This is a genomic window from Burkholderia sp. WP42 (genome assembly GCF_000745665.1).
Lineage (GTDB): Bacteria > Pseudomonadota > Gammaproteobacteria > Burkholderiales > Burkholderiaceae > Burkholderia > Burkholderia vietnamiensis.
The window spans coordinates 1-13,817 of the sequence record NZ_JQJT01000009.1; the positions used below are offsets into that span (position 1 = coordinate 1).

14 protein-coding genes and 1 pseudogene are annotated in these 13,817 nt (G+C 64.3%); 6 read left to right on the forward strand and 9 right to left on the reverse strand.

Annotated elements, in window-relative coordinates; genetic code table 11:
* Window positions 1-182: 182 nt before the first annotated feature.
* A complete protein-coding gene (gene istA / locus EX20_RS03890; protein WP_034192717.1) occupies window positions 183-1,211 on the forward strand; it encodes an IS21 family transposase in 1,029 nt (342 codons plus the stop codon).
* Window positions 1,208-1,288, forward strand: a pseudogene (locus tag EX20_RS32430) (AAA family ATPase); the annotation flags it as partial. The gene istA and the pseudogene EX20_RS32430, both read left to right, overlap by 4 nt.
* A gap of 378 nt (window positions 1,289-1,666) precedes the next feature.
* On the opposite strand, the gene EX20_RS03895 reads toward EX20_RS32430, so the two are convergent.
* A complete protein-coding gene (locus tag EX20_RS03895) occupies window positions 1,667-2,917 on the reverse strand; it encodes an OmpP1/FadL family transporter (protein WP_034192718.1) in 1,251 nt (416 codons plus the stop codon).
* A 123-nt stretch (window positions 2,918-3,040) separates the two neighbouring features.
* Between EX20_RS03895 and EX20_RS03900 the strand changes: the two genes are divergently transcribed.
* A complete protein-coding gene (locus EX20_RS03900; RefSeq protein WP_034192719.1) occupies window positions 3,041-3,361 on the forward strand; it encodes an ArsR/SmtB family transcription factor in 321 nt (106 codons plus the stop codon).
* Between the two features lie 296 nt (window positions 3,362-3,657).
* Here EX20_RS03900 and EX20_RS03905 read toward each other — a convergent pair whose 3' ends face one another.
* The gene (locus tag EX20_RS03905; RefSeq protein WP_014725928.1) at window positions 3,658-3,903 is read right to left on the reverse strand and encodes a hypothetical protein; all 246 of its coding nucleotides are present in this window, start codon (window positions 3,901-3,903) and stop codon (window positions 3,658-3,660) included.
* 341 nt (window positions 3,904-4,244) lie between these two features.
* Between EX20_RS03905 and groES the strand changes: the two genes are divergently transcribed.
* Together groES and groL are read left to right on the forward strand one after the other, a co-directional pair.
* Window positions 4,245-4,535, forward strand: coding sequence for a co-chaperone GroES (gene groES, locus EX20_RS03910; protein ID WP_014725927.1), 291 nt, complete (start codon window positions 4,245-4,247; stop codon window positions 4,533-4,535).
* Between the two features lie 13 nt (window positions 4,536-4,548).
* On the forward strand, window positions 4,549-6,189 hold the full coding sequence (gene groL / locus EX20_RS03915; RefSeq protein ID WP_014725926.1) for a chaperonin GroEL: 1,641 nt from the start codon (window positions 4,549-4,551) through the stop codon (window positions 6,187-6,189).
* A 95-nt stretch (window positions 6,190-6,284) separates the two neighbouring features.
* Here the strand turns inward: groL and EX20_RS03920 are convergent, their stop codons facing one another.
* The 3 genes from EX20_RS03920 to EX20_RS03930 are packed head-to-tail and all read right to left on the reverse strand — an operon-like array spanning window position 6,285 to window position 9,041.
* Complete coding sequence (locus EX20_RS03920) at window positions 6,285-7,040, reverse strand: ABC transporter ATP-binding protein (RefSeq protein ID WP_014725925.1); 756 nt, start codon at window positions 7,038-7,040, stop codon at window positions 6,285-6,287.
* Window positions 7,037-7,972 (reverse strand): ABC transporter permease, encoded by a 936-nt coding sequence (locus EX20_RS03925; RefSeq protein ID WP_014725924.1) that lies wholly within the window; start codon window positions 7,970-7,972, stop codon window positions 7,037-7,039. The genes EX20_RS03920 and EX20_RS03925 overlap by 4 nt, the downstream gene beginning before the upstream one ends.
* A gap of 37 nt (window positions 7,973-8,009) precedes the next feature.
* On the reverse strand, window positions 8,010-9,041 hold the full coding sequence (locus EX20_RS03930; RefSeq protein ID WP_081350634.1) for an aliphatic sulfonate ABC transporter substrate-binding protein: 1,032 nt from the start codon (window positions 9,039-9,041) through the stop codon (window positions 8,010-8,012).
* Between the two features lie 143 nt (window positions 9,042-9,184).
* On the opposite strand from EX20_RS03930, the gene EX20_RS31690 reads away from it, so the two are divergent.
* Window positions 9,185-9,439, forward strand: a complete 255-nt coding sequence (locus tag EX20_RS31690; protein ID WP_139164682.1) for a hypothetical protein — start codon at window positions 9,185-9,187, stop codon at window positions 9,437-9,439.
* Between the two features lie 35 nt (window positions 9,440-9,474).
* On the opposite strand, the gene EX20_RS03935 is transcribed toward EX20_RS31690, so the two are convergent.
* The 4 genes from EX20_RS03935 to epsC form a co-directional block, all read right to left on the reverse strand.
* Window positions 9,475-11,517, reverse strand: coding sequence for a family 2A encapsulin nanocompartment cargo protein cysteine desulfurase (locus tag EX20_RS03935; protein ID WP_034192721.1), 2,043 nt, complete (start codon window positions 11,515-11,517; stop codon window positions 9,475-9,477).
* Window positions 11,492-12,424 (reverse strand): family 2A encapsulin nanocompartment shell protein, encoded by a 933-nt coding sequence (locus EX20_RS03940; RefSeq protein WP_014725921.1) that lies wholly within the window; start codon window positions 12,422-12,424, stop codon window positions 11,492-11,494. Before EX20_RS03940 ends, EX20_RS03935 begins: the two co-directional genes overlap by 26 nt.
* A gap of 153 nt (window positions 12,425-12,577) precedes the next feature.
* Complete coding sequence (locus EX20_RS03945) at window positions 12,578-12,853, reverse strand: helix-turn-helix domain-containing protein (RefSeq protein WP_014725920.1); 276 nt, start codon at window positions 12,851-12,853, stop codon at window positions 12,578-12,580.
* Window positions 12,850-13,800, reverse strand: a complete 951-nt coding sequence (gene epsC / locus EX20_RS03950) for a serine O-acetyltransferase EpsC (RefSeq protein WP_034192722.1) — start codon at window positions 13,798-13,800, stop codon at window positions 12,850-12,852. Before epsC ends, EX20_RS03945 begins: the two co-directional genes overlap by 4 nt.
* Window positions 13,801-13,817 lie beyond the last annotated feature (17 nt).

The window sequence follows — 13,817 nt, forward strand, 5'->3', positions numbered from 1 at the left end:
GCTGAGGCAAACTACTACAGGCAACTCAGAAATGCTGCTGAAGTGCCTGCATTAACTTAAACCAACCGGCCTCCACGATTCCCGGTGCGGTTCAGGGCGCAAAGTAATAATGAGCCACTTCGCGCGAAGTAAATCTAAGCCACCTTTCAGTACAGTCAGCCTTTTGCGCGCAAAGGCTGGCGATGCTCCAGAAGGAACAGTGGATGCAAATCCATGTGCTCAAAGCCCAAGGCGTATCGGAGCGCGAGATCGCGCGGCGCCTGGGCATTTCTCGCAACACGGTGGCGCGGTACCTGTCGGCTGAGGAAGTGCCGCGCTACAAGCCGCGTGAACCGCGGCCAACCAAGCTCGGAGCGTTCGAGGCGTACATCATCGAGCGCATGAGGGCCGCAGCACCGGAGATCATCGCAGCGCCGGCGCTGCTGCGCGAGTTGCGGGCGCGCGGCTACGAGGGCCAACTGCGAAGCCTGCAGGCTTTCATGAACACGCATAAGCCCATGCCGAAGCCCGATCCAGTCGTAAGGTTCGAGACCGAGCCCGGTCGGCAGATGCAGTGCGATTTCGTTGTCTTCCGACGAGGCACCGACCCGCTTTACGCCTTCACCGCCACGCTCGGCTTCAGTCGTTGGCGCTGGGCACGCTTCACCACCGATGAACGCGCCGAGACGCTGGTTGCCTGTCATCATGCGCTGTTCGAAGCCTTGGGTGGCATTCCTCGCGAGATCCTTTACGACAACGCCAAGACCATCGTTGTCGAACGCGATGCTTATGGCGACGGCCAACATCGCTGGCACGCCGGCCTGCTCGATCTGGCCAAGCGGTACGGCTTCCTGCCCAGATTGTGCCAACCGTACCGCGCGCAGACCAAGGGCAAGGTCGAGCGATTCCACCGCTATCTGCGCGGCAATTTCTATGTGCCGCTGGCAAGCCAGCTTAAACAATCCGGCTTGATGCTCGATGCCGCGACTGCGAACGTCGAGGTGAGTAAATGGCTGCGCGACGTGGCCAACCAGCGCGTGCATCCGGTTACCGGGCAGGCACCCGCGATTCTGTTGGAGCAACGAGAACGGGCTTGCTTGCTCGATATGCCTGGCTACACATTGCCCCGATTGCCGGCTCGCGCCGTCGCTCGGCCGCGCGTTGATCCCGCGATGTCGATCCAGCACCCGTTGTCCGTCTACCAGCAATTACTGACCGAGGTGCGCGCATGAACTTGCAGCAGGAACGCATCGACGGGCACTGCCAAAGCCTGAAGCTCGAGGGACTCATGCACCGATACGTCGCTCTGAACCGCACCGGGAATCGTGGGGGCTGATTGGTTCAAGAAGCAGTTGCGAAATTCGCTGAACAGAGGTTTGAGACGGGTCGGGTCTTACCGGCAATCTGCGAGGCAGTTCTCTCGCAAAACAGTTCCTGTTGGCGGACGAGGAACGTGAACAGCGTGATTTGCTGGTGATCGAGTGCGCTGTGAGCGCCATGCAACCATTGCTATTCGTTTCGTCGTCTCTCTGCGCCTCGCCGCAAACGGCAGCACGATACGGCTGCCGACACGGGCGGCCGCTTCGCGAATGCGCAACGTCAGACGTATGCGCTTGGCCGAGCGATCGGATCGCGTGGCTAGCCGCATCGAGCCGGCAACCCGTGCGGTTTCGCCGGACGACGAGACTCAGAACGATTTTCCGAAGGACACGCCCACGACGTCTTCGGCCAGATGCAAATTTGCATTGCCGCCCCCGAAGGCTGCGGGAATCGAGTTGTTGCCGTCGACCGTCTTCTTGAACGCATGGCCGTAGAACACACCGAACGACGTCTTCGCATCGGTCTTCCACGTGGCGCCAAGCGTCGCCTGATCCTGCACGACACCTGGCGCGAGGACGTTCAGGAAGGTCTCCGTACTGGCGACCGGCTGGCTCGAATGACTGTAGCCTGCACGAAGCGTGAGGTGGCTAGTCACGTCATAGCTGGTGCCGATCTTGATTACGTTGGTATTGCGCCAGCCGAAACCCGGCCCGTTGGACGACCCCATTGTGTTGCCTAAAAACAGGTTGGCGAGCGGATTCGCAATCGACTTCACATTGCCGTACAGAATGCGTTGAAAATCGGCCGCCACTGTCCATGCCGGCGTGACTTTCCAGGAGAGGCCGATGCCGTAGTTCTCCGGAATATCGAACGATCCGCCATCGGCAAAGAGACCTTTGTATTTGTCGAACCGTCCGTGAATCTTCGAAGCCCACGTCACGCCGACCGTCAGCGTGGGCGTGATTTCGCCGGTATAGCCGAGATGCACGCCCACTCCCACTGTCGAATCGGCTCCGCGATCGGTGGCGTTGCCGGGGGCGACCGACATGCCCGTGAACGGTTGCAGCCCGCTTGCGGTAAAGCGCTGATAGGCGATGTTCAGGCCGATACCGAACGCATGTCGGTCCAGCAACTTGTAGGCAATCGTCGGGGAGAGGAACAACTGCTCGAGATCCACGCCGGCCGATCCCGTGGCACCGAAGGCACGATAGGGATTGCGCGCATAGCCCGTGTCGAGGCCGCCGTTCGCGTACAGTGCGAGACCTGCATAAGTGTTCGGCAGAACCTGATACGTCACGGCGAATTCGGGCAGCGCGAAAATCGAGCGATTGTTGCCTGCGTAGCTGCCGTCAGCGCCGAAGCCGTTGCCCGAAATTTCCGCGCCGCGCTTCGGCAGAAAGAGGCTGATGTCGCCATCGAACCGGTTGCCGACGAAGGCAATGCCTGCAGGGTTGGCCGCCGCGGACAGGGCATCCTGCGGCAACCCGATGCCTACGCCGGCCATGCCCTGCGACGCCACGCCATAGCCGTTGGAAAAATAGCCATTGGTCGCCCATGCCAGGCCCGGTATTACCGCGACAACAGCAAGGAGTGCGCGTGAGGTCCCTTGTAGCTTCATACGTTTCCCCGAATAATGTTTGACACCAACGGGGCAGAGTCTATTGACCAGGGTTCGCGCCTCAAACCAAGTTTTTCACATAAGCTTTAGATAGATTATCAACATATAAACTGTAATCGTTCAATGAGTTCTTCCGATTCCACCATCGACCTTCGCACCATGCAGGCTTCTGCGAAAAATGCCTGCGCCCTGCTGAAGGTTCTCGCCAACCCGGATCGTTTGCTGGTCATGTGCCGTTTGTCTCAGGACGAGTTGTCCGTCGGCGAGTTGGAGGATCAGCTAGGCATCCGCCAGCCCACCCTGTCCCAGCAGCTGGGCGTGCTTCGCGAAAATGGTCTGGTCACTGCGCGCCGCGAGGGCAAGAACATTTTCTACTCGGTGGCGAGTGCCGAGGCGCTTGCCGTGATGGATGTGCTTTATCAGCAGTTCTGTGTCGCTTCCTGATCCGGGCGCCATCGCGCGCCCGGCAGTCGCTCGCCTGGAAGAACAGTAGCGAGTGCGATTCGATGCTGCGGCGCGCCGGCGCATCGGGTGGCGCAGATGGATCGTCGAACGCCGTATCGGCGGTCAGGCGCGCGGGGTCAGTCAGCGCCGCGCGCGATAGACGCCGCTGCGTAATGGCGCACCCGGCATACCCCGCAGGCTCGGCAGCCCCTCAGGTGGCTCATACGCGCATGTTGCCGGCCACTCGCCATTCAGAACCGGGTAGTTGAATCCGGCTCCCTCTACGTCGGCGAAAGTTAGTCGCTCACGTGAAACACTTCGAGCGTGTAGCCCATGTTGAAGTAGCCGGCGAGCGCGTACGTCGCAATGCGTTCGAAGTGCTCGGCGTCATGGCCCTGCGGGGCGGACAGCCGCCGTGCTGCAAAAGGGCGTGCGCTTTCCCGCGCGACAACGGACGCGGCGTGGTCTCTCGAACGTCGCCGCACGCTGTGTAGCAGCCGCGATATCGCGTTGCGAGAGAGCAATGCGAGGCTCATCGACATGACGGCACCTCCTGGTCATCTGGCGTTCACGCATTCAATCTAGTCACCGTCGCACGGCCGCACAACCAAGCATTCTTTCGATGCTTTTTCGCCGCTCGCGATAGGAAAGCTCCCTCCGTGCGGATTCACGCGGGCCGCTCCTCCTGGCCCTTTAGCGCAAACCGTGCATTGCAAATCCCGCGCTGCCGGCAAACGTTCTGCCAATCGGTTATTGGAGCCGTTTGCACGCCGTTTCTATACTCGGCTTCCGGTCAGCACTCACCATCCGAGAGTGCCAGTCGAAGATGCAGCAAAGGTGCAGGGGCATCACCCTCCGTCACTCGTCCAGAAAGGAACAGCAAATGAGTCTACGTCCGTTACATGATCGCGTGATCGTGAAGCGTCTCGATCAGGAAAGCCGTACGGCATCGGGCATCGTCATTCCGGACAGCGCCGCCGAGAAGCCGGATCAGGGCGAAATCGTCGCAGTCGGTCCGGGCCGTCGCGGCGACGACGGCAGGCGTATCGAGCCGGACCTGAAGGTCGGCGAACGCGTCCTGTTCGGAAAATATGCGGGGCAGTCGGTGAAAGTCGACGGCAACGAACTGCTCGTGCTGCGCGAAGAAGACATCGTCGCAGTCGTTCAATCCTGAGGGAGAGTCAAACATGGCAGCCAAAGAAGTCGCCTTCAGCGACAACGCACGGTCCAAACTGGTTGAAGGCGTGAACCTGCTCGCCAATGCCGTGAAAGTCACACTCGGTCCGAAGGGCCGCAACGTGGTGCTCGAACGCAGTTTCGGCAGCCCCGTCGTGACCAAGGACGGCGTATCCGTCGCCAAGGAAATCGAGCTGGCCGACAAGCTGCAGAACATCGGCGCGCAGCTCGTCAAGGAAGTCGCCTCGAGAACGAGCGACGACGCCGGCGACGGCACGACCACCGCGACGGTGCTCGCACAGGCCATCGTGCGCGAGGGCCAGAAGTACGTCGCAGCCGGCCTCAATCCGCTGGATCTGAAACGCGGCATCGACAAAGCCGTGGTCGCGGCAGTCGAGGAACTGAAGAAGATCAGCAAGCCGACGACCACCAGCAAGGAAATCGCGCAGGTCGCAACCATTTCGGCCAATGGGGAAGAGTCGATCGGGCAGCGCATTGCGGAAGCCATCGACCGCGTCGGCAAGGAAGGCGTGATTACCGTGGAAGACGGCAAGTCGCTTGCCGACGAACTCGATGTGGTCGAAGGGCTGCAATTCGATCGCGGCTACCTCTCGCCCTACTTCATCAACAATCAGGACCGGCAGCTCGCCATCCTGGAAGAGCCCTTCGTGCTGCTGCACGACAAGAAGATTTCGAACATCCGCGACCTGCTGCCCGTACTCGAACAGGTCGCGAAGTCGGGCCGGCCCCTGCTGATCATTGCGGAAGACGTGGAAGGCGAAGCGCTCGCCACACTCGTCGTGAACAATATTCGCGGCATCCTGAAGACGGTGGCCGTGAAAGCGCCGGGCTTCGGCGACCGCCGCAAGGCGTTGCTCGAAGACATCGCAATTCTCACGGGCGGCCAAGTGATCGCGGAGGAAACCGGCCTGACGCTCGAAAAAGCGACGCTTGCCGAACTGGGCCAGGCCAAACGCATCGAGGTCGGCAAGGAGAACACCACCGTGATCGACGGCGGCGGGGAGAAGTCCAACATCGAGGCGCGGGTCAAGCAGATTCGCGTGCAGATCGCGGAAGCAACGTCCGACTATGACCGCGAGAAGCTCCAAGAGCGCGTGGCGAAGCTTGCGGGCGGCGTAGCGGTCATCAAGGTGGGCGGTGCGACCGAAATCGAAGTCAAGGAGAAGAAGGACCGCGTCGACGATGCACTGCACGCCACGCGCGCCGCTGTGGAAGAAGGCATCGTGCCGGGCGGAGGCGTCGCGTTGATTCGCGTGAAGCAGGCCATTGCCGGCCTGCAAGGTGCGAACGCGGACCAGAACGCGGGCATCAACATCGTGCGCCGCGCCTTGGAAGAGCCGCTGCGCCAGATCGTCGCGAACGCCGGCGAAGAAGCCAGCGTGATTGTCGCGAAGGTGGCGGAGGGCTCGGGCAACTTCGGCTACAACGCGGCCTCCGGCGAATACGGCGATCTGGTGGAAACCGGCGTGGTCGATCCCACGAAGGTGACGCGCACGGCGCTGCTCAACGCGGCCTCCGTGGCGAGTCTGCTGCTGACGACGGATGCGACGGTATATGAAGCGCCCAAGGACGCGGCGCCCTCCGCATTGCCTGCTGGCGCAGGCGCGGGCGGTCCGGGCTTCGAGTTCTAATCCCCTCAACGGGAAAATGCCGGCGCCCGCAGGCGCCGGCCAACCGTCATCGTCGTGGCGCTCGTGCCGGTTCAGGGCAACAGCTCGAGCCGGTTTCAAGCCGGTTGTGCGAACAACTCAGCCAACCGATCGAGCAACGCCGTTCGCAATCCACCGTCGCTTGCTGCCTGCCGGTTACGCGGACGCGGCAGATCGACCCGCAACTCGTGCACGATGCCGCCACCCGCGCCGTCTTGCCCGGACTGCATCACGAGCACGCGGTCCGAGAGCAGCAGGGCTTCGTCCACGTCGTGCGTCACCACCAGCGCGGCCATCCGATGCGACGACGTGACCTGCAATAACAGATCCTGCAAGCGCATTCGCGTAATGGCATCGACCGCGCTGAATGGCTCGTCGAGCAGCAGCACGCTCGGTCGTGAAAAGAGCCCACGCGCGATTGCCACGCGTTGCGCCATACCGCCCGATAGCTCCTTCGGCCAGCGCGCCTCGATCCCGGGCAGGCCAACCTCGGCGAGCAGTGCCGAGACGCGGTCGGCGGCTTCGTCGCGAGCACGCAGCGGAAAGCTGATGTTGTTCGCCACATCGAGCCACGGCAAAAGCCGCGGCTCCTGAAAGATCACACCAAGCGCCGGCGACGGACCATCGAGCGGCAGGCCTCCGAGCGCGACTACCCCATCGAAATCGCGATCGAGCCCGGCCACGATGCGCAACAGCGTGCTCTTGCCGCAGCCGCTCGGGCCGAGCAGGCTCACGATCTCGCCGGGGCGCACCGCAAGCTGCGTGTCGTTCAGCACCGCGCGGCCGCCGTAGCGCTTCAGCCGCACACGTACATGGAGCACGGAATCGCTCATCCTCGCCTCTCGCCGGTATCCGTATCGCGCCACACCAGCACGCGGGCTTCGAGCGCCTTCATCGCGCCGTCCGTCAGTTTGCCCATCAAGGCCAGCAGGATGATGGCGCCGAACACGATGTCGGGCCGTCCGGTTTCGCGCCCGTCGCTCAACAGATAGCCGAGGCCGCGCGTGGCGGCGATCAGTTCCGCGGCCACCACGAACATCCACGCGAGGCTCAGGCCCGTGCGCAGCCCCGTGAAGAGTTGCGGGAGCGCGGCCGGCAACAGGATGCGCGTCAGCATGCGTGCCGGACTCAGCCGATAAACCGCGCCGAGTTCTACGAGCTTGCGCTCCACATTGCGAATGCCCGCCACCACGGCGAGGTGGACCGGAAAGAAAGCGCCGATCGCGACGAGCGCGACCTTCGGTGCTTCGTCGATGCCCATCCAGAGCAGCAACACCGGCACCCACGCCAGCGACGGAATCGCGCGCAGCGCCTGGAACGACGGATCAAAGAGCGCCTCGAGCCTGCTGCTCAGCCCCATCGCCGCGCCAATCAGCACAGCGAGCGCCGCACCCAGGCCGAAGCCCGCCAGCACGCGCAGCGTACTGGCGACGACGTGGCGCAGAAGCCGTTCGCCTCCCATGTGCATCATCGTGCCCGCGATCGCCGAAGGCGCGGGCACCAGGTTGGCGGGCAATACCTGCGCACGAACCAGCAGTTCGATCGCGCCGAGAAACACCACGGGCAACGCAAGGCCGGCCCAATGCCAGCGTCGCAGGCGTTGTTCCGCGGTCTCGCCGTGCCCGGCTTCCGCTACGTCACGGCGCGCCGTCACGGCATGCGAAACGGCGGCCGCCTGCGTGGCGCCCCGCTCGTGTGCTTCGTGCGCGGGCACGGCGCCGGATGCGCTGCTGTTGCGCAGCGTGAGCGCGTCGTCGATAGCCATCGGATGGTCCTTCAGGGTGTTCCTTTAAGGTGACCCTTCAATGTGCGCCCGTCGACGCGATGACTGTCTGGGCCGGCCGAACGTCGATCAGCGCATCGATGACCTGCTCCACCTTCGTGCCGGGCTTCACCAGTTGCTCCTGCGTGAGGATGGGCGCGGCGGCCTTGAGCGCGGCGATCTGCTTCGGCCCCGGCTGCGGCTGGCTGAAATCGTTGCGGCTCAGTTGTAGCTTCGCCACCGCGAGCGACACTTTCGACTCGTTCGCGATGATCTGTGCGGTCTCGTCCGGATGCGCGGCGATCCACAGCCGGGCTCTCTCGTAGACTTTCAGCACGCGCGCGAGTGTGCCGGGGTACTGCCTGATGAAGTCTTCGCGCGCATTCAGGAAGCCCCACGTGTTGAAGTCCACGTTCCGGTACAAGAGGCGCGCGCCGTTGTCCACTTCCGCCGCGGCCATGTGGGGATCGAGCCCGGCCCACGCGTCCACCTGCCCGTTGACGAGCGCCGTGCGGCCATCGGGATGCTGGAGATTGACGATCTCGACGTCGTCCGCGGACAAGCCCGCCGTGTGCAATGCGCGCAGCGTGAACAGATACGGGTCGGTGCCCTTCGTCGCGGCGATCTTCTTGCCCTTGAGCTGCGCGAGCGACTGGATGTTCGAATCCTTGCGCACGACCAGCGCCGTCCACTCGGGGCGCGAGAAGATGTAGACGGTGCGGATGGGGTTGCCGTTCGCCTTGGCGAGCACCGCGGCAAGCCCCGCGCTGGAGCCGATCTGGATCGCTCCGCTGTTCAGGTATTCCAGCGCGCGGTTGCTGCCGAGACTCAGCACCCACGTGATCTTCGTGTGGTCCGGCGCAAACGCTTCCTCGAGCCAGCCGTAGTGGCGAATCACGAGGCTTTCGGGCGAGTAGTACGCGTAGTCGAGCTTCAGCTCCGTGGGTATGGCCTCGGCGGCGTGAGCCGCACGCGGCGGGAGCGCCGCGGTCAGCATCGTGAAGGCGACGGCCACAAAGGCGGCGACGGCCGCCCGCACGCGCGCGAAGCCGACGCGGCTCGATTGCTTCATGGTATTTCCCCGGTTCGGTCATATGGAGTGGGCGTGTGCCGCAGCGAAAGGAACGGCAGTGCATACGGCCGGATTCACGCAGTCAGACAGCCGATGCTAACGGCCGCATGCGCGTCGGTGAACCGATGTTTAGAGCAAAGCAAATGACGGTGCGCGAATTGCGGCTCTGCGCGTCGCACCGTGCGCTGTTGTTTGCGCCGCGTCGCGACTCGCTATCACGCGGGAGCATGAGCATCGAGCGATCGGATCGTTGGCCGGATGACGACCGGCGCATCCGGCTCATTTTCGTCCTGCACGGCATATCGCCCGAGGGGGAACGGGCGACGTTTATGAACGTCCTTGCAGGGGAAGAAGCGGCCCCGACCATCGAGCATGGATGGCCGTCATCGCATCGATGACGACCCGCTGCCCAACACGTCAGGAGCCGCTCCCTTCAGGCGCTTCGCGCAGACAGATGCCGGATGACCGACACCATCGCGTCCACTTCGTCGCAGGTGTTGTAGAACGCGAGCGACGGACGCACGGTTGCTTCGAGCCCGAAACGTCGCAGAATCGGTTGAGCGCAATGATGGCCCGAGCGCACCGCGATGCCCTCCTGGTTCAACGCACGCCCTACCTCTTCCGTCTCGTAACCCTTCAGCACGAACGACAGCACACTTGCCTTGTGCCGCGCCGTACCGACGAGCCGCACGCCCGGCACCGGACCGAGCCGGCTCGCCGCGTACTCGAGCAGATCGTGTTCGTAGCGACCGATATTCTCGATACCGATCCGCTCGACGTACTCCAGTGCCGCGCCGAGTCCGACGGCATCCGCGATGTTGCCCGTGCCGGCCTCGAAACGGTTGGGTGGCGGCTGGAACACCGTGCGCTCGAACGTCACGTCCGCGATCATGTTGCCGCCGCCCTGCCACGGCGGCATGTCGTCGAGAATGGCGCGCTTGCCGTACACCACGCCGATGCCGGTCGGCCCGAAAATCTTGTGGCCGGAGAACACGAAAAAGTCCGCGTCCAGCGCCTGCACGTCCACCCGCATGTGCGACACCGACTGCGCGCCGTCCACGAGCACCTTCGCACCCGCACGGTGGGCCAGCTCGATGATCTCCTGCACCGGCACCACGGTGCCGAGCGCATTGGACACCTGTGTGACGGACACGATCTTCGTGCGGCTGGAAAGCAGCTTGCGGTACTCGTCGAGCAGCACCTGGCCCGAATCGTCCACCGGAATCACGCGCAGCTTCGCGCCCGTTTGCGCGGCGAGTTGCTGCCACGGCACGATGTTCGCGTGATGCTCCAGATGCGACACGACGATCTCGTCGCCTTCGCCCACATTGCACGCGCCCCAGGTCTTCGCGATCAGGTTGATGGCCTCGGTCGTGCCGCGCACGAACACGATTTCGTCCGGTGACGCCGCGCCGATGAAACGCCGCGCGATGGCCCGCGCGTTCTCGTAGGCATCCGTCGCACGGCCCGCCAGCGCATGCGCGGCGCGATGGATGTTCGAGTTCTCGTGCGCGTAGAAATACGCGAGGCGGTCGATCACGGCCTGCGGCTTTTGCGTCGTCGCCGCATTGTCGAACCAGACGAGCTGCTTGCCGTTCACGCGCTCCTGCAGAATCGGGAAGTCGCGGCGAATCGCGTTGATGTCGAACGGCGGATGCGCGGCCGGCACGGCTGGGCCTGCGCCGCGCGGATCAAGCGCGGCACGCTCGCCGTCGAGAAAGTACGGTACGCCGTGAGCTGCGTGACGATGCGGCTCGACGCCCGGTGCGAAGCGATGAATGGATAGCAGCGAACGCAGATCGTCTTCGTGAGGCAGCCCGAACGACTGCGGCGTCACGCCCGCCGCCGACGGCACGACGATATCCTGCGCGGGACGCTGCCAGCCATGTTCCGGCGCGCCGATGAAGTAGTACGGTGCGCTCCCCGCGGACGATGAAGACGCCGCAACCCCTGCCTCGTGAGAGGCAACGGCCGGCGCCGGCGCCTGCACCGGCGGCACGCCGAGCGCGGCACTGCCGATACGCGGTTCGAGGGCGGGCGCAATCGTCGCCACGTTGTCGGGCACCCCGGTCTGCGCGACCGCATGCGGTGCCAACGCGGGTGCACGGTTGCCGAGCGTGAGCTCGTGCGTGGGCGCGGCGGGCAACAAATTTCCGCCCGGCACGCGCCCTGCCGGCAGCGACGCGCCGGGCACACCCGTGCCCGCTCCGCCAGGCCCCGCGAGCGGCGAGCCGGCGGGCGCCGGGTTCGTGAGCGTGGAGACCACCGGCACCGCAGCGGGCCACGCGGACGGCAGCCCGCCTACGGCCGACGGCGACTCCGGCGACGCCACACTGCCGGGCAACGTCGAGAAAAACGCGTTGGCGAGGCGTGCGAGCGTGTCCGCATCGGGCAGTCCGGCCGGCACCGTGGCGGGCGGGATATCGGGCGCTGCGTCGCCTGGCCGCAGGTTACCGGTAGGTGTCAGCGTAGTCATGGTACTTGCCGATCTCCACGTCATCGAGCACCGCCAGTGCATCAGGCGAATGAACTGCGAGCGAGCAATACAGCGAGATCAGATACGACGCGATCGCCTGATTGTTGATGCCCATGAAGCGCACCGACAGCCCCGGACCTTGCTCTCCCGCCACACCCGGCTGGTACAGACCGACCACGCCCTGGCGCTTGTCACCCACCCGCAGCAGCAGGATCTTCGTCTTGCCGTCGGCGACAGGGACCTTGTCGGACGGAATCAGCGGAATGCCGCGCCACGTGATGAACTGCGAGCCGAACAGATTGACGGTGGGCGGCGGCACGCCGCGGCGCGTGCATTCGCGGCCGAATGCGGCGATGGCGAGCGGATGCGTGAGAAAGAACGCCGGCTCTTTCCAGACTTTCGTCAGCAGTTCGTCCAGATCGTCGGGCGTCGGCGCGCCGGTCAGCGGGAAAACGCGCTGCTCTTCGTCCACGTTCGCGAGCAGGCCGTAGTCCGGATTGTTGATGAGCTGACTTTCCTGCAATTCCTTGATCGTCTCGATCGTGAGGCGCAGCTGTTCCTTGATCTGGTCGTGCGGGCTGCTGTAGAGGTCCGACACGCGCGTATGCACGTCGAGCACCGTGCTCACCGCATTGAGGAAGTATTCACGCGGGTTTTCTTCGTACGGGACGAAGGTGGTGGGAAGCGTCCCTTCGTCTTCGCGTGCCGTGCAGGTGGCGCGCACGGCTTCGGGGTTCTTCACCTGGTTCAGGCGATAGATACCGGCCTCCACTGGCACCCATTGCAGCAGATGGGTCAGCCAGCGCGGCGTGATGGTCGAAAGTTGCGGGACGGTCTTGGTGGCATTGGCGAGTTGCCGTGCTGCGTTATCGCCGAGCGCGGTCGGGCCGCTCACGATCGTCGACATTCGGAGGCTCCTGGTCGATAGAAGAAATACGGGAATGCTTATTGCGATGGGGAATTATCGGGAGCCTGAAAATGGCGCTCAACATGCTATAGCCATCACCGGCCGGTCGACCGGCAAGGTGCGACGCCGCCGGCCGGCCATGGCCGATGAAAATCAGAAGGTTGGCGCAGGTGTGGCCGGACCGCGATCCGGCGCGAGCACGCTCGCTGAAGCGGTGGGCGGCACGCCCAGCAACGTCGAGATGGGCACGCCGAACGCGCGAGCCAGCTTCTCGACTGTCACGATCGACGCGATGGCCGTACCGCGCTCGATTTCGCCGACATACGAGCGATTCAGGCCGGCGTGCTCCGCGAGCTGCTCCTGCGACCACGCATGCGCTTCCCGCTGCGCGCGCACGGCCGCGCCGAAATTGCGAACGAGTGCGGTCATACGTGCACTCCCGCCGTCAGGCCGACCACTACCGCGCCAGCCGGCCGGGCCGCTTCACTGCGCAGGCTGGCCTGCGTCACGTGGCTGCCGGGCGCGACGTCCTGCGTGATCCACACGTTGCCGCCGATCGTCGCGCCGCGTCCTATCGTCACGCGGCCCAGTATCGTCGCACCGGCATAGATGACGACGTCGTCCTCGACAATGGGGTGACGTGCAAGCCCCTTTTCGAGATGGCCGTCTGCATCGACCGGAAACCGCTTGGCGCCGAGCGTCACCGCCTGGTAGAGACGCACACGCTGGCCGATCACGGACGTTTCGCCGATCACGACGCCGGTGCCGTGGTCGATGAAAAAGCCTGCGCCGATCTGCGCGCCTGGATGAATGTCGATACCCGTCTGCGCGTGCGCGAGCTCGGCCACGATGCGCGCGAGCAACGGCAGCCCGAGCCGATACAGCTCGTGTGCCAGCCGGTGATGAATCATCGCGAGCACGCCGGGATAGCAGAGCAGCACTTCGTCTACGCTGCCTGCCGCCGGATCGCCGTGATAGGCGGCGATCACATCGGCATCCAGCCGCGCGCGAATCTCGGGCAAACGCTGCGCAAATGCGCGTACGGCGTGCACGGCGCGCGCCTCCACGGCTTCGCTGTCTTTGGCTTCGCGCCGCGCGATGTACTGCAATTCGAGCCTGGCTTGCGCGAGCAGCCCATGCAATGCGGCGTCGAGCGCATGTGCGACGTAGAAGTTCTCGCTGTCCTGACGCAGGCTGGGCGGCCCGAGCCGCATCGGAAACAGCACGCCCTTGAGCGCGTCGACGACTTCCGACAACGCATCCCGCGAAGGCAGGTCTCGCCCGCCGGGCTCCAGCGCGCGCTTCTGCTCGTCGCGCCACCGTTGCCGGACCGTGTACAGCGAGCCCACGATTTCATCGATTTCGAATACGGCCACAGGCTTTACTCCTTGTC

Excerpts from the sequence above, each read along its gene's own strand:
- istA (WP_034192717.1), top strand. The coding sequence starts at position 183 with ATGCTCCAGAAGGAACAGTGGATGCAAATCCATGTGCTCAAAGCCCAA.
- EX20_RS03895 (WP_034192718.1), bottom strand. The coding sequence starts at position 2,917 with ATGAAGCTACAAGGGACCTCACGCGCACTCCTTGCTGTTGTCGCGGTA.
- EX20_RS03900 (WP_034192719.1), top strand. The coding sequence starts at position 3,041 with ATGAGTTCTTCCGATTCCACCATCGACCTTCGCACCATGCAGGCTTCT.
- EX20_RS03905 (WP_014725928.1), bottom strand. The coding sequence starts at position 3,903 with ATGTCGATGAGCCTCGCATTGCTCTCTCGCAACGCGATATCGCGGCTG.
- groES (WP_014725927.1), top strand. The coding sequence starts at position 4,245 with ATGAGTCTACGTCCGTTACATGATCGCGTGATCGTGAAGCGTCTCGAT.
- groL (WP_014725926.1), top strand. The coding sequence starts at position 4,549 with ATGGCAGCCAAAGAAGTCGCCTTCAGCGACAACGCACGGTCCAAACTG.
- EX20_RS03920 (WP_014725925.1), bottom strand. The coding sequence starts at position 7,040 with ATGAGCGATTCCGTGCTCCATGTACGTGTGCGGCTGAAGCGCTACGGC.
- EX20_RS03925 (WP_014725924.1), bottom strand. The coding sequence starts at position 7,972 with ATGGCTATCGACGACGCGCTCACGCTGCGCAACAGCAGCGCATCCGGC.
- EX20_RS03930 (WP_081350634.1), bottom strand. The coding sequence starts at position 9,041 with ATGAAGCAATCGAGCCGCGTCGGCTTCGCGCGCGTGCGGGCGGCCGTC.
- EX20_RS31690 (WP_139164682.1), top strand. The coding sequence starts at position 9,185 with ATGACGGTGCGCGAATTGCGGCTCTGCGCGTCGCACCGTGCGCTGTTG.
- EX20_RS03935 (WP_034192721.1), bottom strand. The coding sequence starts at position 11,517 with ATGACTACGCTGACACCTACCGGTAACCTGCGGCCAGGCGACGCAGCG.
- EX20_RS03940 (WP_014725921.1), bottom strand. The coding sequence starts at position 12,424 with ATGTCGACGATCGTGAGCGGCCCGACCGCGCTCGGCGATAACGCAGCA.
- EX20_RS03945 (WP_014725920.1), bottom strand. The coding sequence starts at position 12,853 with ATGACCGCACTCGTTCGCAATTTCGGCGCGGCCGTGCGCGCGCAGCGG.